At 68.7% G+C, this 18,943-nt stretch carries 19 protein-coding genes; 3 read left to right on the top strand and 16 right to left on the bottom strand.

Features of this window, described 5'->3' with window-relative positions; translation table 11 throughout:
• Positions 1 to 79: 79 nt before the first annotated feature.
• The 8 genes from mobA to ndk all read right to left on the bottom strand — a co-directional run bounded on the left by mobA (position 80) and on the right by ndk (position 7,332).
• Complete coding sequence (gene mobA / locus ACW5F0_RS02585; protein WP_456964465.1) at positions 80 to 652, bottom strand: molybdenum cofactor guanylyltransferase; 573 nt, start codon at positions 650 to 652, stop codon at positions 80 to 82.
• On the bottom strand, positions 649 to 2,064 hold the full coding sequence (der, locus tag ACW5F0_RS02580) for a ribosome biogenesis GTPase Der (protein ID WP_456964464.1): 1,416 nt from the start codon (positions 2,062 to 2,064) through the stop codon (positions 649 to 651). Before der ends, mobA begins: the two co-directional genes overlap by 4 nt.
• 13 nt (positions 2,065 to 2,077) lie before the next feature.
• Entirely contained in the window at positions 2,078 to 3,283 is a 1,206-nt protein-coding gene (gene bamB, locus ACW5F0_RS02575) for an outer membrane protein assembly factor BamB (RefSeq protein ID WP_456964463.1), read from the bottom strand.
• Positions 3,280 to 3,924: a YfgM family protein gene (locus ACW5F0_RS02570; protein WP_456964462.1), complete on the bottom strand. Its 645-nt coding sequence runs from the start codon at positions 3,922 to 3,924 to the stop codon at positions 3,280 to 3,282. Before ACW5F0_RS02570 ends, bamB begins: the two co-directional genes overlap by 4 nt.
• 130 nt (positions 3,925 to 4,054) lie before the next feature.
• A complete protein-coding gene (locus ACW5F0_RS02565) occupies positions 4,055 to 4,870 on the bottom strand; it encodes a helix-turn-helix domain-containing protein (protein ID WP_456964461.1) in 816 nt (271 codons plus the stop codon).
• Complete coding sequence (pilW, locus tag ACW5F0_RS02560; protein ID WP_456965249.1) at positions 4,867 to 5,658, bottom strand: type IV pilus biogenesis/stability protein PilW; 792 nt, start codon at positions 5,656 to 5,658, stop codon at positions 4,867 to 4,869. The genes ACW5F0_RS02565 and pilW overlap by 4 nt, the downstream gene beginning before the upstream one ends.
• A 10-nt stretch (positions 5,659 to 5,668) precedes the next feature.
• Positions 5,669 to 6,823 carry a 23S rRNA (adenine(2503)-C(2))-methyltransferase RlmN gene (gene rlmN, locus ACW5F0_RS02555; RefSeq protein WP_456964460.1) on the bottom strand — a complete coding sequence of 385 codons (1,155 nt, stop codon included), beginning with the start codon at positions 6,821 to 6,823 and terminating at the stop codon, positions 5,669 to 5,671.
• An 83-nt stretch (positions 6,824 to 6,906) separates the two neighbouring features.
• The gene (gene ndk / locus ACW5F0_RS02550; protein ID WP_456964459.1) at positions 6,907 to 7,332 is read right to left on the bottom strand and encodes a nucleoside-diphosphate kinase; all 426 of its coding nucleotides are present in this window, start codon (positions 7,330 to 7,332) and stop codon (positions 6,907 to 6,909) included.
• Positions 7,333 to 7,552: 220 nt separating this feature from the next.
• Here ndk and ACW5F0_RS02545 point away from each other — a divergent pair, with 220 nt between their 5' ends.
• The 3 genes from ACW5F0_RS02545 to ACW5F0_RS02535 are packed head-to-tail and all read left to right on the top strand — an operon-like array spanning position 7,553 to position 11,806.
• Complete coding sequence (locus tag ACW5F0_RS02545) at positions 7,553 to 8,170, top strand: TetR/AcrR family transcriptional regulator (protein ID WP_456964458.1); 618 nt, start codon at positions 7,553 to 7,555, stop codon at positions 8,168 to 8,170.
• Between the two features lie 30 nt (positions 8,171 to 8,200).
• Entirely contained in the window at positions 8,201 to 10,573 is a 2,373-nt protein-coding gene (locus ACW5F0_RS02540) for a 3-hydroxyacyl-CoA dehydrogenase/enoyl-CoA hydratase family protein (protein WP_456964457.1), read from the top strand.
• A 27-nt stretch (positions 10,574 to 10,600) separates the two neighbouring features.
• Positions 10,601 to 11,806: an acetyl-CoA C-acyltransferase gene (locus tag ACW5F0_RS02535; RefSeq protein WP_456964456.1), complete on the top strand. Its 1,206-nt coding sequence runs from the start codon at positions 10,601 to 10,603 to the stop codon at positions 11,804 to 11,806.
• A gap of 75 nt (positions 11,807 to 11,881) precedes the next feature.
• Here ACW5F0_RS02535 and ACW5F0_RS02530 read toward each other — a convergent pair whose 3' ends face one another.
• The 8 genes from ACW5F0_RS02530 to ACW5F0_RS02495 all read right to left on the bottom strand — a co-directional run bounded on the left by ACW5F0_RS02530 (position 11,882) and on the right by ACW5F0_RS02495 (position 18,928).
• Positions 11,882 to 12,478, bottom strand: a complete 597-nt coding sequence (locus ACW5F0_RS02530) for a hypothetical protein (protein ID WP_456964455.1) — start codon at positions 12,476 to 12,478, stop codon at positions 11,882 to 11,884.
• 188 nt (positions 12,479 to 12,666) lie between these two features.
• Positions 12,667 to 13,194: a hypothetical protein gene (locus ACW5F0_RS02525; protein ID WP_456964454.1), complete on the bottom strand. Its 528-nt coding sequence runs from the start codon at positions 13,192 to 13,194 to the stop codon at positions 12,667 to 12,669.
• 121 nt (positions 13,195 to 13,315) lie between these two features.
• The gene (galU, locus tag ACW5F0_RS02520) at positions 13,316 to 14,209 is read right to left on the bottom strand and encodes a UTP--glucose-1-phosphate uridylyltransferase GalU (protein WP_456964453.1); all 894 of its coding nucleotides are present in this window, start codon (positions 14,207 to 14,209) and stop codon (positions 13,316 to 13,318) included.
• Positions 14,206 to 16,116: a polysaccharide biosynthesis protein gene (locus tag ACW5F0_RS02515; protein WP_456964452.1), complete on the bottom strand. Its 1,911-nt coding sequence runs from the start codon at positions 16,114 to 16,116 to the stop codon at positions 14,206 to 14,208. The genes galU and ACW5F0_RS02515 overlap by 4 nt, the downstream gene beginning before the upstream one ends.
• Entirely contained in the window at positions 16,117 to 17,139 is a 1,023-nt protein-coding gene (locus ACW5F0_RS02510) for an MraY family glycosyltransferase (RefSeq protein ID WP_456998957.1), read from the bottom strand. It abuts the gene before it with no gap.
• A 5-nt stretch (positions 17,140 to 17,144) separates the two neighbouring features.
• The gene (lapB, locus tag ACW5F0_RS02505; protein ID WP_456964450.1) at positions 17,145 to 18,323 is read right to left on the bottom strand and encodes a lipopolysaccharide assembly protein LapB; all 1,179 of its coding nucleotides are present in this window, start codon (positions 18,321 to 18,323) and stop codon (positions 17,145 to 17,147) included.
• A gap of 1 nt (position 18,324) precedes the next feature.
• Positions 18,325 to 18,579, bottom strand: coding sequence for a lipopolysaccharide assembly protein LapA domain-containing protein (locus ACW5F0_RS02500; RefSeq protein WP_456964449.1), 255 nt, complete (start codon positions 18,577 to 18,579; stop codon positions 18,325 to 18,327).
• A gap of 46 nt (positions 18,580 to 18,625) precedes the next feature.
• Complete coding sequence (locus tag ACW5F0_RS02495) at positions 18,626 to 18,928, bottom strand: integration host factor subunit beta (protein ID WP_132986146.1); 303 nt, start codon at positions 18,926 to 18,928, stop codon at positions 18,626 to 18,628.
• Positions 18,929 to 18,943: the final 15 nt, after the last annotated feature.

Below are 18,943 nucleotides of genomic sequence, written 5' to 3'. Positions count from 1 at the left end.
CGACTGCGGCTTGCCCCGATTGCGGTCTACGTTACGCCATGGCAGGCGCCTGCGCGGCGACGGCCCGGGAAAGCAGTGTTCAGCCCGGATCGAGGCCCGCGGCAGCGAGATCGCCCGGCGTATTGAGATTGCCGAAGCGCAGCCCCGCGAAGCGGACCCCCACCATATCCAGCCGCGCCTGCAGCGCCTGCACGGACAGGTCGCCGGAATCCAGCGCGGCCGGCAGGACCGCGCGCAGCGCCGATGTCCGCCACAGCGCCACCAGCGGCTGCCGGCCGTCGTCGTCCTCGGCCCAGGCACCGTTGCCGCCAGCGGCACGCAGGCTGCGCAACAGGCAGTCGTTGATCGAGACCAGGTCGACCGGCAGCGTCAGCAGCCACGGCGTCGTGCAGGCCCACGCCAAGGCATCGAGCCCACCCAGCGGGCCGAGGCCCGGCCGGCGATCCGCCACCGCGGTCAGCCCGTGGCTGGCGTAGCGTTCAAGGTCGCGGTTGGCCGATACCAGCACGGCGTCGACTTCGCCCCGCACGCGCGCAGCCAGGCGCAGCACCTGCGGCTCACCACCCTTCTCCATCCAGGCCTTGTCCAGGCCTCCCAGACGGATGGCGCGTCCCCCGGCCAGCAGACCGAGGGTGGTCGCCGCGGCGTTCACCTGCCGCGCTTGGAGTGCCGGATCAAGCGTTTCTTCTTGGCGACCTGGCGCTCGCTGAGGACGTTTTTCTTGTCCTTGTACGGGTTGTCGCCTTCCTTGAACACGAAGCGCACGGGCGTGCCGACCAGCTTGAAGCGCTTCCGGAAGAAATTCTCGAGATAGCGGCGGTAGCTGTCGGTGAGCGTGCGCAGGCGCGTGCCGTGGACGATGATCGTCGGCGGGCTTTCGCCACCGGGATGCGCGAAGCGCAGCTTGGCGGCGTGGCCGCGCACCACCGGCGGCGGATTGGTTTCCACCGCGATCTCGATGGCGCGGGTCACTTCGGCCGTGCTGAAGCTCTTGGTGGCCGAGCCGTGGGCACGATGGATCGCGCGGAACAGCTCGCGCAGGCCGGAACCGTGCAGCGCACTGATGCGCACGGCCTCGGCCCAGGGCACGAAGGCCAGCTTGCGCGACAGCAGGGCTTCCACCTGTTCGCGCTGGTAGGTGTCCAGCCCGTCCCATTTGTTGACCGAGATCACCAGTGCGCGACCGGCGTCGAGCACGGCGCCGAGCACGCTCGCGTCCTGGTCGGTCACGCCCTCCTGGGCGTCGATCATGACCACAGCGACCTGGCACTGCTCGATCGACTGCAGGGTCTTGATGATCGAGAACGTCTCCACCGCTTCGTCGACCCGTGACTTGCGGCGGATGCCGGCGGTATCGACCAGCCGGTACAGGCGGCCGTCGCGCTCGAGGTCGGCGGAGATCGAATCGCGGGTGGTGCCCGCGACTTCGGATGCGATCATCCGCTCCTCGCCGAGGATGCGGTTGACCAGCGTCGACTTGCCGACGTTGGGCCGGCCGACGAACGCCACCCGGATGCGGTCCGGGTCGTTGTCGAGCGCCTCGGTGCTGCCCTGCTCCGGCAGCTGCGCGCGGATCTCGTCGACCAGGTCGTCGATGCCCTGCCGGTGCGCGGACGACACCGCGATGACGTCCTTGAGGCCATAGCGCGCGAATTCCGCGAGCGCTTCGCGCGCGTCGATCCCGTCGGTCTTGTTGACCACCAGGAACGTCGGGCGGGCTGCCTTGCGCAGCCACGCCAGGATCTCGTCATCGACCGCCGACGGCCCTTCGCGGCCATCGACCACGAACAGTACGAGGTCGGCCTCGTCGGCGCCGGCGCGGGCCTGGCGCGCGGTGGCGCCGGCCAGGTCGCCCGTGACCAGGTGCACGCCGCCGTCGGCGATGCCGCCGGTATCCACCAGCGCGAACGGGCGCCCGTCGTCGATGCGGCACACGCCGTAATGGCGATCGCGCGTGACGCCGGGCTGGTCGTGGACCAGGGCGTCGCGCGTCCGCGTCAGCGCGTTGAAGAGGGTCGACTTGCCCACGTTGGGGCGGCCGACCAGGGCGACCAGGGGAAGCATGCGTTGGGCCAGGTCAGTCGATGCGCCAGGCGCTCAGGTCACCGTCGACATCCTGGACCACGAGGATGCCGTCGGCCACCGCCGGTCGTCCGGCGATCGCCGAACGGCTGGCACGGGTGCGCGCTGCAAACTCGCCATCCGACAGGCGCATCCAGTGCAGGTAGCCGTCGAGATCACCGACCACCGCATAGTCGCCGTGGACGGCGGCCGGGGCCAGGCCGCGACGCGCGAGCGCCGGCTGCTGCCAATAGGAGGTACCCACGTATTTGTCGATGCTCCAGACCGTGCCCGCGGCGTCACTGACCACCACGCGGTCGCTGGCCACGCCGACGCCACCGACGCCGCCGCTTTCGGCGGCCCACAGCGGTCGCCCGGATGGGCCTTCGAAGGCCACCGTGCTGCCCTTGTAGCTGCTGGCGATCACCACGCCACCATCGACCACGGGTGCGCCGTCGACATCGGCCATGCGCTCGAGCTCGGTGCGGCCGTCAGCCATGCCGACGGGCTGTTCCCACAGCACGCGTCCGTCGGTCAACGACAGGGCGACCAGGTTGCCCTCGTCGGTACCGACGAACGCCAAGCCCGGTGCGAGGGTGACCGCGGCGTTGCCGCGCACGGTCAGTGACGGCAGGTCGCGCACCCAGAACCAGCGGCGCTCGCCGCTGGCGGCATCGAGGGCGGTGACCCGGCCGTCGTTGGAGCGTACGACCACCAGGCCCTGGCCCACCGCCGGGCGGGCGATCACTTCGTTGGTAACCTTGGCCGTCCAGCGCTGGGCGCCGGTGGCGGCATCAAGCGCGACGACATCGCCATCGAGCGAACCCGCGACCACGAGGCCGTCGCCGGCGCCCGGTCCGCCGGACAGGCGGAGATCGGAGGCGTGGTGCCACAGGCTGCGTCCGCTCTGCAGGTCGAAGGCGCGGACACCGCCCTTCACCGAGGCGGCATAGACCTGGCCATCGGCGATGTATGGCGCCTGGGCGACGCCGGTATTGCCGTCGCCCTTGCCGGCGCTCGCCGTCCACGCGCGCGCGGGCGTGGCCGAGGACTGGAAATCGACGAGCTTGGCTGGCTCGGTGTCGGCCTTGTCGTCGTCGTTCCCGAACCAGCCGCGCATGGTGCTGCAGCCTGTGGCCATGGCAATGCAGGCGAGGACCAGCAGCGCCCTCCCCGCAATACGTGCGTGGCGGGGCTGACGGATGGGCTGTGCAACGGTCATGGGGCCTGTTCCTCGCTGCGGTCGGGCGTGCCGCCGGCGTCGATGAGCTTGATCTCGAGCAGGTGGCGCTGGGTCACGGCGGCCTCGTCGAGTACGGCAAGGGCCCTGGCATAGGCGTCGCGCGCCTGCTCCAGGCGTCCCGCGGCGTGTTCCGCATCACCACGGACCTCGAGACTGCCGGCGTCGTCGGCGTCGCCAAGCGCGGCCAAGGCCTCGTCGGTCCTGCCGGCATCGACCAGCAGCACGGCAAGCCGGCGCGCAACCACGGCCGACAGCGTCGACTCGCCGGCGCCGATCGCGGACAGCGTGGCGATGGCGGCGTCGGTGTCACCGGCCGTGACCTGGGCGGACGCGAGATCGAGCGCGACCAGGGTGCCGTAGATGCCGTCGTCGAGCCCGGCGCTTTCGGCCAGCGCCCGCGCCTGGTCAAGCTCGCCTGCGGCGATGCTTTCGTTGATCGCCGCGTAGGTTTCGCCGGTGGCGACGCGCTTGGCCTGGAGGTGGTCCTGCCACTTTCCGTAGCCATAGACCAGGGCCAGCGCGATGGCGATGCCTGCAATGACCCCGACGGCGTTCTGGCGGATCCATTCGCGTACGCGTTCGCCCTGTTCGTGCTCGTCGAGCAACTCGTCTACTGCCATGTTCTTCCGATCATGCTGGGCGCCGCGCCGCCGTGGGGCGGGCGGACACCGGAATGGGAACGGCCCGCGAACGGGCCGCCGGTTTCATGCGCCGGGCCCGGTCCGGGCCGCCGCAGCCGCTGCGCCGGGCTCAGTGCCCTGGGGGCGCCAGCGAACCGTCAGAGGATACCGTAAAGCGGGCGACGTTCGCCCGCAGGTATGGGGAAATGTCCAGTTCGACGCCGTTGCGGCGCACTTCCACGGAGCCGGCGTTGCCCAGCACGACGCCGCCCACCTCGCCCGAGCCGAAGGCGCGCACGGTGCCGGCGCGCAGCAGGGTCTGCTCCACCACGCTGCCGTCCGGGGCGGTGATCTCGATCCAGCTGTCGTCGCCAAGCCGCAACTCCAGCCCGGAGGCCGGCGGCGGAACGACGAGTGCGGGCCGCTGCGCGACCGGAGCCATCGAGGCCACCAGCGGCGTGGGCGCGCGGGGGCCTTGTACGACCGCCGCACCGGGAATGTCGGCGGGCACGTCGAGCGAGCCCGATACGGTGTCCTGCTGCGTCAGGTGCGGCTGGGTACCGAACCAGACCGGCAGGGCAATGGCGGCGGTGATCACCACGTAGACCAGCCGGCGAGCCGACTGTTCGGCAATGATCCGCATCCGCGGAACATAGGTACGCGGGGTGAGCTCGGCCGGGCGGATCGGAGCGATCCCGGATGCGATGTGCACCGTGTCGGTGACCAGGCCCAGCAGGCGCCCGTAGCTGCGCAGCTGGCCCCGGATGAAGACCGGTGCGCCCAGGCGACTCCAGTCCTCGGCTTCCAGCGATTCCACCACGCGCACCGGCATTTTCAGGCGCGTGGCGACGTCCTGCACGGACAGGCCCGCGGCTTCACGTGCCGCGCGAAGGCGTTGGCCGCAGCCTTGGTTGGCATCGGTCGTATTCTGGTCTGGCGGCATCATCGTGAACTGCTGTCCCCGGGCAGCACTGCCTGCGTTTGCGGAAATTCCGTCCGCAAACGCTGAACATAACGAGCGGCGGCAGCCTTGTCGCCGAGCTTTTCCTCGATCTGTGACGCAAGTAGTAACGCGGCGGGCGTGGACCGACCCGCATCGAGGCGGCGCTGGGAAAACGCGCGCGCCTCGAAGTACTCCCCTTGCCCGTAAAGATGCCGCGCCAGCGCTTCAAGTGCAACGGTATTCACCGGGTCCAGCCCGAGCGCGGCACGCAGGTCGCGTTCGGCCCGGCCCGGCTGCCCTCCGTCCGCGGCGCAGGCGCCGGCATTGGCCAGCGCCGAGGCCGGGTGGGCGTAGCTGCGGTCGGCCAGCGCGCGGTCGAACCACGCCAACGATTCGTCCGCGCGACCGTTGAGGCAGAGCCAGCCGCCGTAGTTGTTGAGCGCGGGACCGGACGCCGGCGCCAGCTCGGCAGCCTTCCGGTAGTGCTCCCCGGCGGTCCCCGCGCGACCTTGCCGTTCGAGCGCCAGGGCCAGCAGGGTGTGGGCGAGTTCGCTGCGATCGTCGATCTTCAGCGCCTTGCGGGCCTCGGCCTCGGCGTCCGCCGCTCGGCCCTGGTTCAGGGCCTGCTCGCCGCGCAGCAGGTGGACATGCACGCTACCGGCGCGGCTGTCGCCGCCGCTGAAGTCATAGGTCGCAGCGACCTGTTCCGAATCACCACGCGCGGCGCTGGGCTTGATGAACGTCATCCGCGAACAGCCCGTGGCGAAGACCGCGGACGCCACCATCGACACCACCATGAGGTCACGCCCGCGCATTGCTCCCCTCCCCGCCCGCCTCGAGGGTCCGGCGGAAGTCGGCCTGGCGCCGGGTGCGGTCGGCGACCTGGCCCTTCAATTGCCCGCAGGCGGCATCGATATCGTCGCCGCGGGTGCGGCGCACCGGCGCGATCATGCCGGCGCTGTTGAGCAGTTTCTGAAAAGTCCGGATCACCGCCTCGTCGGGGCGCGCGTAGCGCGTGCCCGGGAACGGGTTGAACGGGATCAGGTTGATCTTGGCGGCGTCCTTCATCTGTACCGCGCGATCGAAGGCGCGCAGCAGCTGGACCAGTTCGAGCGCGTGCTCCGGCTGGTCGTTGACGTCCTTCATCAAGGTGTATTCGAACGTCACCGACTCGCCCTTCTTGCGCAGCGCATAGCGCACGCAGGCGGCCATGAGTTCGGCAATCGGGTACTTCTTGTTGAGCGGCACCAACGTGGTACGCAGCGCATCGTTGGGTGCATGCAGCGAGACCGCCAGCGACACGTCGCTCTCTTCCGCCAGGCGGTCGATCATCGGCACCATGCCGGCGGTCGACAGCGTCACGCGCTTGTTGGCCAGTCCGTAGCCCAGGTCGTCGCGCATCACGCTCATGGCGCGCACGACGTTGTCGAAATTCGCCAGCGGCTCGCCCATTCCCATCATCACCACGTTGGTCAGGCGGCGCTGCTTGTGGGGGATATTGCCGAGGTGCTTCGCCGCCACCCAGACCTGGCCGATGATCTCGGCGGTCGACAGGTTGCGGTTGAAGCCCTGGGTCGCGGTGGAGCAGAAGGTGCAGTTGAGCGCGCAGCCCACCTGCGAGGAGACGCACAGCGTGCCGCGCCCCTTGTCGGGGATGTAGACGGTCTCGATGGCGTTCTTGCCATCCATGCCCAGCAGCCACTTGTGGGTGCCGTCGGTCGAAGGTTTGTCGAAATGCACCTGCGGCACGATCACTTCCGCGCGCTCCTGCAGCTTGGCGCGCAGCGCCTTGCCGAGGTCCGTCATCTCGTCGAAATCCGTGACGTGGCGATGGTGGATCCACTTCATCACCTGGTGCGCACGGAAACGCTTCTCGCCGAGCTGGTCGGCGAAAAACTGTTCCAGCCCCGCGCGATCGAGGTCAAGGAGGTTCTGCTTGGGGGTTGCTTCGGTCACGGGCCTTCAGAAGGTCAAGAGCATTTGCCACGGATGACGCGGATCAAGAGCGCGTTTATCCGCGTCAATCCGTGGCAAAAAAATCAACGCGTGTAGACGTCGGTCGAGGGGAAGAAGTACGCGATTTCGACGGCGGCGGTCTCGGCGGCGTCGGAGCCATGCACGGCGTTGGCGTCGATCGAGTCGGCGAAGTCGGCGCGGATCGTGCCCGGCGCGGCGTCCTTCGGGTTGGTCGCACCCATCAGGTCGCGGTGCTTGAGGACAGCGCCCTCGCCCTCGAGGACCTGGATCATCACCGGACCGCTGATCATGAACTCGACCAGGGCGTTGAAGAACGGACGCTCGCGGTGCACGGCGTAGAAGCCTTCGGCCTCGGCGCGCGACAGGTGCTTCATCTTCGAGGCGGCGATTTTCAGGCCGGCCTTTTCGAAACGGGAATAGATTTCGCCGATGACGTTCTTGGCGACGGCATCGGGCTTGATGATGGACAGGGTGCGCTCCAGCGCCATGGGATTCTCCGGATTGCGGGGCCGGCCATCCAGGGCACGGCGCCCAAGGTAACAGAAAAACCCACGCCGGGGCGCGGGTTTAGCCGACAAGGCTGGAGTAATTCTAACGGATCGAACACGCTGCCTGCACGGGTTTTTGCAATGACTCGTCGTTGACCGGCGACCGCGCCTGCCCCTAGTATCCAAACAAGCGTTTGATTCAGGCAGGCCGCACCGCCCCATGGCAAGCAACCAGTTTTCGACCAAGGACCGGATCCTCGGCGCCGCCGAAGAGCTGTTCGCCCAGCACGGCTTCGGCGGCACATCCCTGCGCCAGGTGACCGGCCGCGCCGACGTCAATATCGCTGCGGTCAACTACCACTTCGGAAGCAAGGAGAACCTCATCAACGAGGTCTTCCGCCGGCGCATGGACGAGATGAGCGGGCAGCGGCTGACGATGCTGGAACAGGCCCGCAGGAACCATCCGGGGGAGCTGGAGTCGGTGTTGTCCGCCTTCGTCGAGCCGGCCCTGGCGCTGGCCCGCGACCGCCAGGGCGGCGTGGCCTTCATCCGGGTGATCGCCCGCGCCTATGCCGAGAAGAATGACGGGCTGCGCAAGTTCCTGTCGGAGCAATACGGCCACGTGCCGCGCGAGTTCGCGCGTGCCATCGGCGAATGCGTGCCCCACCTGGACAAGGAGCAGCTGTATTGGCGGCTGGACTTCCTTTCCGGCGCCCTGACCTATGCCATGTCCGATTTCGGACTGATCAAGCGACCCGCCGGGGTCAGCGAGATCGCCCACCGCAAGCGCGCGGCGGAAGAGCTGATCCGCTTCACGTCCGCCGGGATCAAGAGCTGAATAACTTTATGTACCAAGGAGTTACAAAACATGTCTGAGAAACTGCTTGTGCGCCGCGCCGCAGTCCTCGGCGCCGGTGTGATGGGAGCCCAGATCGCTGCCCAACTCACCAATGCCGGCGTCGACACCGTGCTGTTCGACCTCCCGGCCAAGGAGGGCGAGCCCAACGGCATCGTCAATCGCGCGATCGCCAACCTCGGCAAGCTCAGCCCCGCGCCGCTGGCCTCGAAGTCGCTGGCCGCGGCCATCACGCCCGCCAACTACGAGCTGGGACTGAAGCGGCTCAAGGACTGCGACCTCGTGATCGAGGCCATCGCCGAGCGCATGGACTGGAAGCAGGACCTCTATGAGAAGATCGCGCCCTTCGTGGCCGACCACGCCGTGCTGGCGAGCAACACCTCGGGCCTGGGCATCAACAAGCTGGCCGAGGTGCTGCCGGAAAAGCTGCGCTCGCGCTTCTGCGGCGTGCACTTCTTCAATCCGCCGCGTTACATGCACCTTGCCGAACTGATCCCGGCGCGCACCACCGACAAGGCGGTGCTGAAGGGGCTCGAGACCTTCCTGACCACGACGCTGGGCAAGGGCGTGGTCTATGCCCGCGACACGCCGAACTTCATCGGCAACCGCATCGGCGTGTTCTCGATCCTGGCCACCATCCACCACACGGCCGAAACCGGCCTGGGCTTCGACGAGGTCGATGCGCTGACCGGCCCCCTCGCCGGGCGGCCGAAGTCGGCGACCTACCGCACGTCCGACGTGGTCGGCCTGGACACCATGGCCCACGTCATCAAGACCATGGCCGACACCCTGCCCGACGACCCCTGGCACAAGTACTTCAAATCGCCGAAGTGGCTTGCGGGCCTGGTGGAGAAGGGCGCGCTGGGCCAGAAGGCCGGCGCCGGCATCTTCCGCAAGGTCGGCAAGGACATCATGGTCCTGGACCTGGAGAAGCAGGACTATCGCCCCGCCGACCGCAAGGCCGCCGACGAGGTCGTCGAGATCCTGAAGACGAAGGATCCGGTGGCGAAGTTCGCGGCCCTGCGCGCAAGCGACCACCCGCAGGCGAAATTCCTGTGGGCGGTGTTCCGCGACCTGTTCCACTACTCCGCCTACCACCTGGCCGACATCGCCGAGACCGCGCGCGACGTCGACCTCGCCATCCGCTGGGGCTACGGCTGGTCGCTCGGACCGTTCGAGACCTGGCAGGCCGCCGGCTGGAAGCAGGTGGCGCAATGGATCGCCGACGACATCGTCGCCGGTCGCGCCATGAGCAACGCGCCGCTGCCCGACTGGGTGTTCGACGGCCGCGACGGCGTGCACTCGGCCGAAGGCAGCTACAGCCCCGGCAAGAACGCCCGCCTGCCCCGCTCCGCCCTGCCCGTCTACAAGCGCCAGCGCTTCCCGGACCCGCTGCTTGGAGAGACGTTCTCCAAGGGTGAGACGGTATTCGAGAACGACGGCATCCGCATGTGGACCGACGGCGACGACATCGCCGTGGCCTCGTTCAAGACCAAGATGCACACCGTCTCCGACCATGTGCTGGACGGCCTGCAGGAAGCGGTTGCACGCGCCGAACGCGACTTTGCCGGCCTGGTGATCTGGCAGCCGAAGGAGCCCTTCTCCGCCGGTGCCGATCTCGCCGGCGCCCTGGGCCTGCTACAGGCCGGGAAGGCGGACGCGTTCGAGGCGATGGTCGCCAACTTCCAGGCGACCAGCCAGCGGATCAAGTACTCGCTGGTGCCGGTGGTGTCCGCGGTGCGCGGCCTGGCGCTGGGCGGCGGCTGCGAGTTTCAGATGCACTCGGCGCGAACGGTCGCGCATCTCGAGAGCTACATCGGCCTGGTCGAGGCTGGCGTGGGCCTGCTGCCGGCCGGCGGCGGGCTGAAGGAGCTGGCGGTACGCGCCTCCGACGCCGCGGGCGCGAACGGTGACGTGTTCGCCGAGCTGAAGGGCGTGTTCGAAACGGTGGCGATGGCCAAGGTCTCCGCCTCCGCGATGGAGGCGAAGGAGCTCGGCCTGCTGCGCGCCGGCGACCAGGTGGTGTTCAACGCCCACGAGATGCTGCACGTGGCCCGTGTCCAGGCGCGCGCACTGGCCGATGCCGGCTACCGCCCGCCGATGCCGGCGCGACGCGTGCGCGTGGTCGGCGACGTGGGCATCGCCACCTTCCGCATGCTGCTGGAGAACATGCTCGAAGGCCGCTTCATCAGCGAATACGACTACGAGATCGCCACCCGCATCGCCACCGTCGTCAGCGGCGGCGACGTCGACCGCAATGCCCTGGTCGACGAGGAGTGGCTGCTGCGCCTGGAGCGCCAGCACTTCGTGGAGCTCGCGCAGCAGGAGAAGACGCAGGCGCGTATCGCGCACATGCTCAAGACCGGCAAGCCGCTGCGCAACTGACGCGACCGACGACAAGAGGACAACCCAATGAGCAAGCAGATCCAGGACGCCTACATCGTCGCCGCCACCCGCACCCCGGTGGGCAAGGCGCCCAAGGGCGTGTTCCGCAACACCCGGCCCGATGACATGCTGGCCCACGTGCTGAAGGCCGTGGTCGCGCAGGCACCGGGCATCGACGTCAACCGCATCGACGATGCAATCATCGGCTGCGCCATGCCCGAGGGCGAGCAGGGCATGAACGTGGCGCGCATCGGCGTGCTGCTGGCCGGCCTGCCCGACACGGTGGCCGCGCAGACCATCAACCGGTTCTGCTCCTCCGGCCTGCAGGCCGTGGCCCTGGCCGCGGACCAGATCCGCCTGGGCAATGCCGACCTGGTGCTGGCCGGCGGCACCGAGAGCATGAGCATGGTGCCGATGATGGGCAACAAGGTCGCGCTGTCCCCGGCCGTGTTCCGCGACGACCACGTCGCCATCGCCTACGGCATGGGCATCACCGCGGAGAAGGTGGCCGAGGAGTGGAAGGTCTCGCGCGAGGACCAGGACGCCTTCGCCCTCGCCTCGCACCAGAAGGCGCTGGCTGCGCAGAAGGCCGGCGAGTTCCGCGACGAGATCTCGGCGCTGGAAGTGGTCTCCCGCCAGCCCGACCTGGGCGGCAACGCCGTGCGCCTGAAGAAGCTGCTGGTCGAGCACGATGAAGGCCCGCGTGCCGACACTTCGATCGAAGGCCTGGCGAAGCTGCGCACGGTGTTCCGCAACGGGCAGTTCGGAGGTTCGGTCACCGCGGGCAACTCATCGCAGATGAGCGACGGCGCGGGTGCCGTGCTGGTGGCTTCCGAGCAGGCGATCAAGGACTACGGCCTGACGCCGCTGGCGCGCTTCGTCTCGTTCTCGGTCGCCGGCGTGCGTCCGGAAGTGATGGGCATCGGCCCGATCGCCGCGATCCCGAAGGCGCTCAAGCAGGCCGGACTCACGAAGGACCAGCTTGACTGGATCGAGCTCAACGAGGCCTTCGCGGCCCAGGCCCTGGCCGTCATCCGTGACTCGGGCCTGGATCCCGACAAGGTCAATCCGCTGGGCGGCGCGATCGCTCTGGGCCATCCACTGGGCGCAACCGGCGCGGTGCGCACCGCGACCATCGTCCATGGCATGCGCCGTCGCCAGCAGAAGTACGGCATGGTCACCATGTGCATCGGTACCGGCATGGGCGCCGCCGGGATATTCGAAGCCCTGTAACGGCGAAGGGGACGCCACGGCGTCCCCTTCCCTGCCTGCCGCGGCGCACTGCGGCAGTCGCGTCTTTCGCCACGCTCAGCGTGCGCGGCCGTAGATCTCCACGCCCATGCTGCCGTCGGGATTGCGTTTACGCGACACCACGGAGTTGGGCATCGAACTGCCCACGCTCGACATGTAGACGAGGATCCAGTCCTCGGCCTTGCCATTGCTTTCAAACTCGCCGTTGATCCGGCACATGCTGCTGCGGCAGTCGATGCTGAGGCTCCTGGGCTGGGCCCCGGCGACTTCGAATCCCGGCTGGTTGGCCACGTCCTTGAGTTCGCTTTCCTTCTGCGGCGCCCAGGCCGGGTCCACCTGCTCGCTTGCATAGCGCTGCGCCGACTGTTCGCGCAGCTCGCTGATACGCGCCTCGTGGTCGCGCCGCATCTGCGCGCGGCGCGCGACGTGGTCACCGCGCAGGTCTTCGGCCGACTGGCCGCGGCCGGCGTCGCCGGGGGAGACGGGAGGGGCCGGTGGCGGCGCGATGGCCGCGTCTGCCGGGGCGTCCTGCGCGGCCACGTTGGCATCGTCCAGCGTGGCCTTGTCGCGGCCGCGAAGGACGAAGGTGCCTGCCACCACGGCCAGCACCACGACCGTCGCGACGACGAGGGGGATCCTGTTGCTTGGTTTCATGTTCTGGGATTACCTGGTTCAGTCGTGTCTGTCCGTCGGCCCGCCGGCGAGGGGCAGGTGCGCCATGCGCACCGCCACATCATGCAACCGCATGCTCGGGCACGGCAACGGTGCATTTCCCGGAGGCCAAAAAAAGGGTGCCGGTCTCCCGGCACCCTTGATGCAACTAAAGCCGCGACGGTCGATGATCAGACCGGGCCGGCACCTTCCCACCAGATGTAGGTGTCGTTGATGCCGACGCCCGCCGGGAGGTTGCAGCTGATCGCGATCAGGCTGTATTCCATGCCACCAGCTTCGAAGTCCGTGTCGTACCAGAACAGGTTGCCCTCTTCCGGATCGGCGCTTTCGTTGGGGACCACGACCGAGAACGAAACGTACTCGTTTTCGCCGCCGGCGTAGCCGGTCACTGCGGTGCAGGAGACCTCGGCGTCGGCGCCGCTGAAGTTGGAGAAATACGTATCCAGCAGGATCGCCGAATTGTTGAGAGCCGCAGCACCGTCGAACGCGAAGGCGCAGGTGATGAAGGTGGCTGCGTCGCCCTCGTTCTGGACCGCGAGCGGACGCTTGCGGATCAGGGTGTCGAACACGGGCAGCGCGCTCTGGCAGCGTGCAGCCGGCTGCGACGAGTTCGCGTGGTATTCCTGCGCAGTGGCGGGGATGCTGTAAGCGGCTGCGACGGCGAGCGTCAGGCCCGCAATAGTTGTTGCAAGCTTCATGAAGCGGTCTCTCCCTAGGTGATGTGTGTCAAGCGATGCGGGGCACACTTACCGTCCCCCTCCTGACCGAACGAATATACCCCTGCCTTCCGGCTGATGTCACCCATCTGGCAGGAGGCGGTCATGAATCCACCACACCGAGCTCGGCCAGGGCCTCGCGCATGAAGCCCTGGGCCGCTTCGCTCAGCTTCTCGTGGTCCAGGGCGTAGCGGATCGTGGCCTCGATGAGGCCGATATGGGTGCCGCAGTCGAAGCGCGTGCCCTGGAATCGGTATGCGAGCACCGGCTCCTCGGCCAGCAGTGCCGAGATCGCGTCGGTGAGCTGGATCTCGCCTCCCGCGCCGGGTCGCGTGGTCTCGAGCAGGTCGAAGATCCGCGGCGAGAGCACGTAGCGCCCGACCACGGCCAGGTTGCTGGGGGCATCGGCAGGCGCCGGCTTCTCGACCATCGCCGTGATACGGCCACGGCGGTCGCTGAATGCGTCGGTGGCCACGATGCCGTAGCTCGACACCTGTTCATGCGGGACCGCCTGGGTGGCGATCACGCTGGCACCCGTGGACTCGGCCACGTCGGCCATCTGCCGCAGCGCGCCGGGGCCCTTGTTCCAGATCAGGTCGTCGGGGAGGATCACCGCGAAGGGCTCGTTGCCCACGACCGGTTTCGCACACAGCACTGCGTGCCCCAGACCCAGCGCCTCGGCCTGGGTCACGAAGACTGCGCGCACGCCCCGCGGCAGCACGTTGCGCACCACCTCGAGCAGTTCATCCTTGCCCGCCGCCTCGAGCTTCTGCTCGAGTTCGTAGGCCTTGTCGAAGTAGTCGGCCACCGCGTGCTTGTAGCGGTTGGTGATGAAGACCAGGGTGTCGCAGCCGGCATCGATCGCCTCGTCGACGGCGTACTGGATGAGCGGCCGGTCGACGATCGGCAGCATCTCCTTGGGAACGCTCTTGGTGACCGGCAGGAAACGGGTGCCGAGTCCGGCGACGGGAAATACGGCCTTGCGGATGCGTGTCATGTCCTGCGTGCGTTCCTCGCTGGGAAGGCGACCACGGTGGCGGCCTCGGGGGTCTTGTACGCCTCCAGGGGCGCGAACTCGGGCACCGATTCCCGGAGCACCAGTCCCAGGGTGTCCAGGTCGTAGCCGGCGACCGCCTCGCGCATCCGGGCGATCGCGAATTCGATCCGCTCCGCTGACACGCTGCGCGCATCGGCCTGCAGGATCTTCGGGTGCGACGTGGGCCGGTAGCGCTCGTCGGCGTGGAAGAGGGTCTCGTGCAGCTTCTCGCCGGGACGCAGGCCGGTGTAGACGATGGCGATGTCGCGGCCGGGCTGCTTTCCGGCCAGCGTGATCATCTGCTCCGCGAGGAGTCGGATCGACACCGGCTCGCCCATGTCGAGGGTATAGACGGCCTGCAGCGAGCCTATCGCGACCGCCTGCAGGATCAGCTGGCAGGCCTCCGGGATGGTCATGAAGTAGCGGGTGACCTCCGGGTCGGTGACCGTCACCGGCCCGCCCTGGCGGATCTGGGCACGGAACAGGGGCACCACGCTTCCGGCGGAGTCGAGCACGTTGCCAAAGCGCACCGTCACGAACCGGGTGTCCTCGGGCCCCGTCATCGCCTGGCAGATCATCTCCGCCAGGCGCTTGGTCGCTCCGAGCACGTTCACCGGATCGACGGCCTTGTCGGTGGAAATCAGCACGAAGGTGCCGACGCCCGCGGCGCGTGCCTCGCGGGCCACGGTGGCGGTGGCCAGCACGTTGTTGCGTACGGCCTCGCGCAGCTGGGATTCGAGCACCGGCACCTGCTTGTACGCCGCCGCGTGGAAGATCGCTTCGGGCTGCGACAGCGACAGCGCGTGCCGGATGACCGCCGGATCGCCACAGTCGCCGAGCACCGGCACGCATTCGATCTGTGGGAAGTCGCGACGCAGCTCGCCCTGGGTCGTGGCCAGGGCCAGCTCATCGATCTCGATCAGGGTGATCTGCTGGGCACCGTGGCGCGCGCACTGGCGGCACAGCTCCGCACCGATCGAACCGCCCGCGCCGGTAACCAGCACGCTGCGTCCGCCCAGCCAGCCGCGGATGGCCTTCCAGTCGGGGGTGACCGGCTTGCGGCCAAGCAGATCCTCGATCGCGACTTCCTTCAATTCGCCGGGCAGCGATCGGCCTTCGAGCAGATCGTTGAGCCGGGGCACCGTGCGGAACGGCAGGCCGGTGCGCTCGCAGGCCGCGACCACGCGCCGCATCTCCGTCGCATCCAGCGAGGGCATCGCGATCACCAGCAGCTTGGCGGCGGTTTCCGGTGCGATGCGGCTGACGTCCTCGATCCGGCCCAGCACCGGCAGGCCCTGAAGGTAGCTGCCACGCAGCTTCGCTGCATCGTCGAGGAAGCCGACGGGCTGGTAGGCGCCGACCCGTCGCAGGTCGCGGACCAGCGCTTCGCCCGCCTGCCCGGCACCCAGGATCAGCACCCGCAGCGCGGACTTGTCGGTCCGCTCGTTGCCGTGGTCCTTCCATGCGCGGTACAGCAGGCGCGGCATGCCCAGCAACGCGGACAGCACGACCGGATAGGCCAGCATCACCGTGCGTGGCACCTGCCCGGCGCGGTCGAACACGAAGAACAGCAGGGGCAGGATGGCGAGCAGCCCGAACAGGCTGGCCTTCACGATGTTCACGAGGTCGGGGATGCTGGCGAAGCGCCAGACGCCGCGGTACAGACCGACCTGCCAGAAGATCAGGCCCTGCACGATCAGGATCAGCAGCATCTCCGGCGACAGCAGCGCCGCGCTGGCCGTGGTATCCAGGGTCGAATGCCGGAAATAGTTGAGTCCGGCCCACGCCGCCCACACCATGAACAGATCGTGCACGATCACTGCCGCGCGCGGCAGGCCGTTCCGGATCCGGTCACTCAGGCTGATCATCTACTCGCACTTCCTGTCTGGTGGGGGCCAGTTGCTCGTGATGATGCGCCAAGCCAATGCTCCAACGGCGCCGCAGCTCCCGGCGGCGGCCATTCTAGCCGTTAGACCCTGCCCGTTGACCGCACAGGCCAAGGCGATGGCTGCCAGGGTCCACCCTCCATAGGCAAGCGTCACCGGCACGTGCGACCCGAACCCCGCGGCCAAGCGCTGGTAGGCGTGCCCCACATGGGCGGCCCACCAGCGCTCGCGGCGGACGATGCGCCCACCCAGCGTCAAGGCCGCGTCAATGAGGAATGCGGAGACCGGCAGGAAGAGCAGCGGGAGCAGGCCGGTGCCGCCTTCCGGCGGGTCCTGAAGCAATAGCAGGGCCCCGAGCACGGTCAGCGCGAAGCCCAGCACGCCGCTGCCCACGTCGCCAAGGAAGATCCTCGCGCGCGGGAAGTTGAACGGCAGGAAGCCCAGGCATGCAGCGGCCAAGGCGAGTGCTGGCAGCGCTGCCGGGGACAACCCCGACAGCAGCGCGAAGCCCAGGGCGGCCAGTGCCGCCTGGCTGGCGGCCAGCCCGTTGATGCCGTCCATGAAGTTCCAGACGTTGACCATGACCGGCACGCCGGCCAGCGCCAGCAGCGCCAACCACGGCGCGGCGCCGGCGCCGAGGAGTCCCGCCGCCAGCACAACGCCCGCGGCCACATGCGCCACCAGGCGCCACCAGGCGGAGAGCGGGCGGTGGTCATCGACGTAACCTGCAGTACCCACCAGCGCGACGCCAAGCACGGCCGCCAGGGCGAGGGTGCCGGGCAGGATTCCGCCAAGGAAGAACGCGCCGCAGGCCAGCGCCCATGCCACGGCGATCCCGATCCCGCCACCACGCGGCGTGGGCACGTCGTGGCTGCGACGCTCGCCCGGCTGGTCGAGCAGGCCGAGGCGGAGTGCGTGCCAGCGGGCCAGCCAGGCCCCTGCCCCAGCCACACCCACCACGCCCGCCAGCCAGGGCAGCGCACGGATCCAGTCGATGCCGGCCATGGGGCTCAGACCACTGCGTAGTTCAGCAGCGGCTTGATGCTGCCCCATTCCTTGCAGGAGGGGCACTGCCAGTGGTGGCTGCGCGCGCCGAAACCGCAGCGGTTGCAGCGATAGGCGGGGTTGCGGACCAGCAGCTGGTCGGTGATGTGCCGCAGTTCGTGCAGGGTCGCGGCCTCGTTGCCGCCTTCGGCGAGCGTCAGGTCGATGAGCGCCGCCTCGCCGCGGACCGAGGGCCGGTCCTTGAGCTGCTGGGCCAGGAAGCGTCGGGCCGCCGACACCCCCTCCTCCGCTTCCACCAGGCGCGTCAGCGCAAGCACCGGCGCGACACCGCGGTAGTGCTCGCTCATCTCGGTCAGGAAGGCGCGGGCGCCAGGCGAATCGCCGACGCGGTCGTAGGCCGAGCGCAGCGGCGGCAGGATCTCGGGGAGGAAGTCGGGATCGTGGCGCGCCGCGCGTTCGTAGGCGCGGATCGCTGCGGCATCGTTGCCGGCGTCGAGTTCCAGGCGGCCCTCGAGCATGCCGGCGCGCACCGAGCCGGAATCCGCGGCATAGGCGCGCGCCACCGCGGCGCGCGCGGCCTCGCGATCACCGGCCGCGCGCAGGCGTTCGGCGAGCTCGCATTCGAACTGGCCCACCAGCTTGCCCATCGGCTCGCCGGTCACCTGCTCGTAACGGGTGGCGTTCTCGATCGCCTTGGGCCAGTCGCGCTCGGCCTGGTAGATGCCGATCAGATGCTTGAGCGCCTGCGGCGCGCGCTGGTCGATGGCGGCCAGCTCGGTGAACACCGTTTCAGCACGGTCGAGCAGGCCCGAACGCATATAGTCTTCGCCCAGCGCCAGCAGTGCCTGCACCTTCTGCTGGTCGTTGAGGTCGGGGCGCTGCACCAGGCCCTGGTGCAGGCGGATCGCGCGGTCGACTTCACCGCGGCGACGGAACAGGTGGCCGAGCGCAACCTGGGTCTCGAAGGTTTCCTTGTCGAGCTCCGCGATATGCAGGAAGAGTTCGATGGCCTTGTCCGGCTGCTCGTTGAGCAGGTAGTTCAGGCCGCGGAAGTAGGTGGTGGAGAGCTTGCTGACCTGGCTGTCGCTGTGGCGCTCGCCACCGCGGCGGCCGATGACCCAGCCGCTGAGCGCCGCGATTGGCAGGAGCAGGAAGAACCAGAACCACTCGGTGATGAAGGCCATGTCAGTTCGCGTCCGTGGCGCGTGGGCGGGCCGCCTCGCTGCGCCGGCGCTGGCGCAGCGGCAACAGGACCGAGGCCATGATCGCCATCCCGCCGGCGATGGCGCCAAGCAGGAGGCTCGCCAGCAATGCCAGGCCAAGCGTCGGCCGCAGGATTGCCAGGCCGAGATCGACTTCGACCACCTGGGGATTGAGAGCACCCACCGCGACCCCGGCAACGAGGCACAGCATGGCGATGAGAATGCGGATGGGGCGCATGGGCGGCTAGCTTAGCCGGCCCGGGCCCCGCAGTCAGCTGGAGCGTTCAGTCGTCGACGGGCAGCGGCATGACGTCGCTGACGCGTTCGCGCAGTTCCTTGCCCGGCTTGAAATGGGGAACGTGCTTGCCCGGCAGCGCAACGGCCTCGCCGGTCTTCGGGTTGCGCCCCGTGCGGGGCGGACGGTAATGCAGCGAAAAACTGCCAAAACCGCGGACTTCGATGCGATCGCCGTCGGCGAGCGCGCCACCCATCATCTCCAGCAGCGTTTTCACCGCGAGGTCGACGTCGTCGGCCTTGAGGTGCCCCTGGCGCTGGGCGAGGATTTCGATGAGTTCGGACTTGGTCATGGTGCAGTGGCTGGC

The sequence above is a fragment of the Luteimonas sp. A534 genome (genome assembly GCF_054072805.1).
Note: the sequence above shows the minus strand (reverse complement) of the source record. Positions and strands in the feature narration are given on the sequence as shown.

What these genes read in the sequence shown, in the direction of transcription:
- ACW5F0_RS02500 (WP_456964449.1), bottom strand. Translation starts at nt 18,579, where the DNA reads ATGCGCCCCATCCGCATTCTCATCGCCATGCTGTGCCTCGTTGCCGGG.
- der (WP_456964464.1), bottom strand. Translation starts at nt 2,064, where the DNA reads ATGCTTCCCCTGGTCGCCCTGGTCGGCCGCCCCAACGTGGGCAAGTCG.
- ACW5F0_RS02540 (WP_456964457.1), top strand. Translation starts at nt 8,201, where the DNA reads ATGTCTGAGAAACTGCTTGTGCGCCGCGCCGCAGTCCTCGGCGCCGGT.
- ACW5F0_RS02535 (WP_456964456.1), top strand. Translation starts at nt 10,601, where the DNA reads ATGAGCAAGCAGATCCAGGACGCCTACATCGTCGCCGCCACCCGCACC.
- ndk (WP_456964459.1), bottom strand. Translation starts at nt 7,332, where the DNA reads ATGGCGCTGGAGCGCACCCTGTCCATCATCAAGCCCGATGCCGTCGCC.
- ACW5F0_RS02510 (WP_456998957.1), bottom strand. Translation starts at nt 17,139, where the DNA reads ATGGCCGGCATCGACTGGATCCGTGCGCTGCCCTGGCTGGCGGGCGTG.
- ACW5F0_RS02530 (WP_456964455.1), bottom strand. Translation starts at nt 12,478, where the DNA reads ATGAAACCAAGCAACAGGATCCCCCTCGTCGTCGCGACGGTCGTGGTG.
- lapB (WP_456964450.1), bottom strand. Translation starts at nt 18,323, where the DNA reads ATGGCCTTCATCACCGAGTGGTTCTGGTTCTTCCTGCTCCTGCCAATC.
- ACW5F0_RS02495 (WP_132986146.1), bottom strand. Translation starts at nt 18,928, where the DNA reads ATGACCAAGTCCGAACTCATCGAAATCCTCGCCCAGCGCCAGGGGCAC.
- ACW5F0_RS02545 (WP_456964458.1), top strand. Translation starts at nt 7,553, where the DNA reads ATGGCAAGCAACCAGTTTTCGACCAAGGACCGGATCCTCGGCGCCGCC.
- bamB (WP_456964463.1), bottom strand. Translation starts at nt 3,283, where the DNA reads ATGACCGTTGCACAGCCCATCCGTCAGCCCCGCCACGCACGTATTGCG.
- ACW5F0_RS02515 (WP_456964452.1), bottom strand. Translation starts at nt 16,116, where the DNA reads ATGATCAGCCTGAGTGACCGGATCCGGAACGGCCTGCCGCGCGCGGCA.
- ACW5F0_RS02565 (WP_456964461.1), bottom strand. Translation starts at nt 4,870, where the DNA reads ATGATGCCGCCAGACCAGAATACGACCGATGCCAACCAAGGCTGCGGC.
- ACW5F0_RS02570 (WP_456964462.1), bottom strand. Translation starts at nt 3,924, where the DNA reads ATGGCAGTAGACGAGTTGCTCGACGAGCACGAACAGGGCGAACGCGTA.
- ACW5F0_RS02525 (WP_456964454.1), bottom strand. Translation starts at nt 13,194, where the DNA reads ATGAAGCTTGCAACAACTATTGCGGGCCTGACGCTCGCCGTCGCAGCC.
- galU (WP_456964453.1), bottom strand. Translation starts at nt 14,209, where the DNA reads ATGACACGCATCCGCAAGGCCGTATTTCCCGTCGCCGGACTCGGCACC.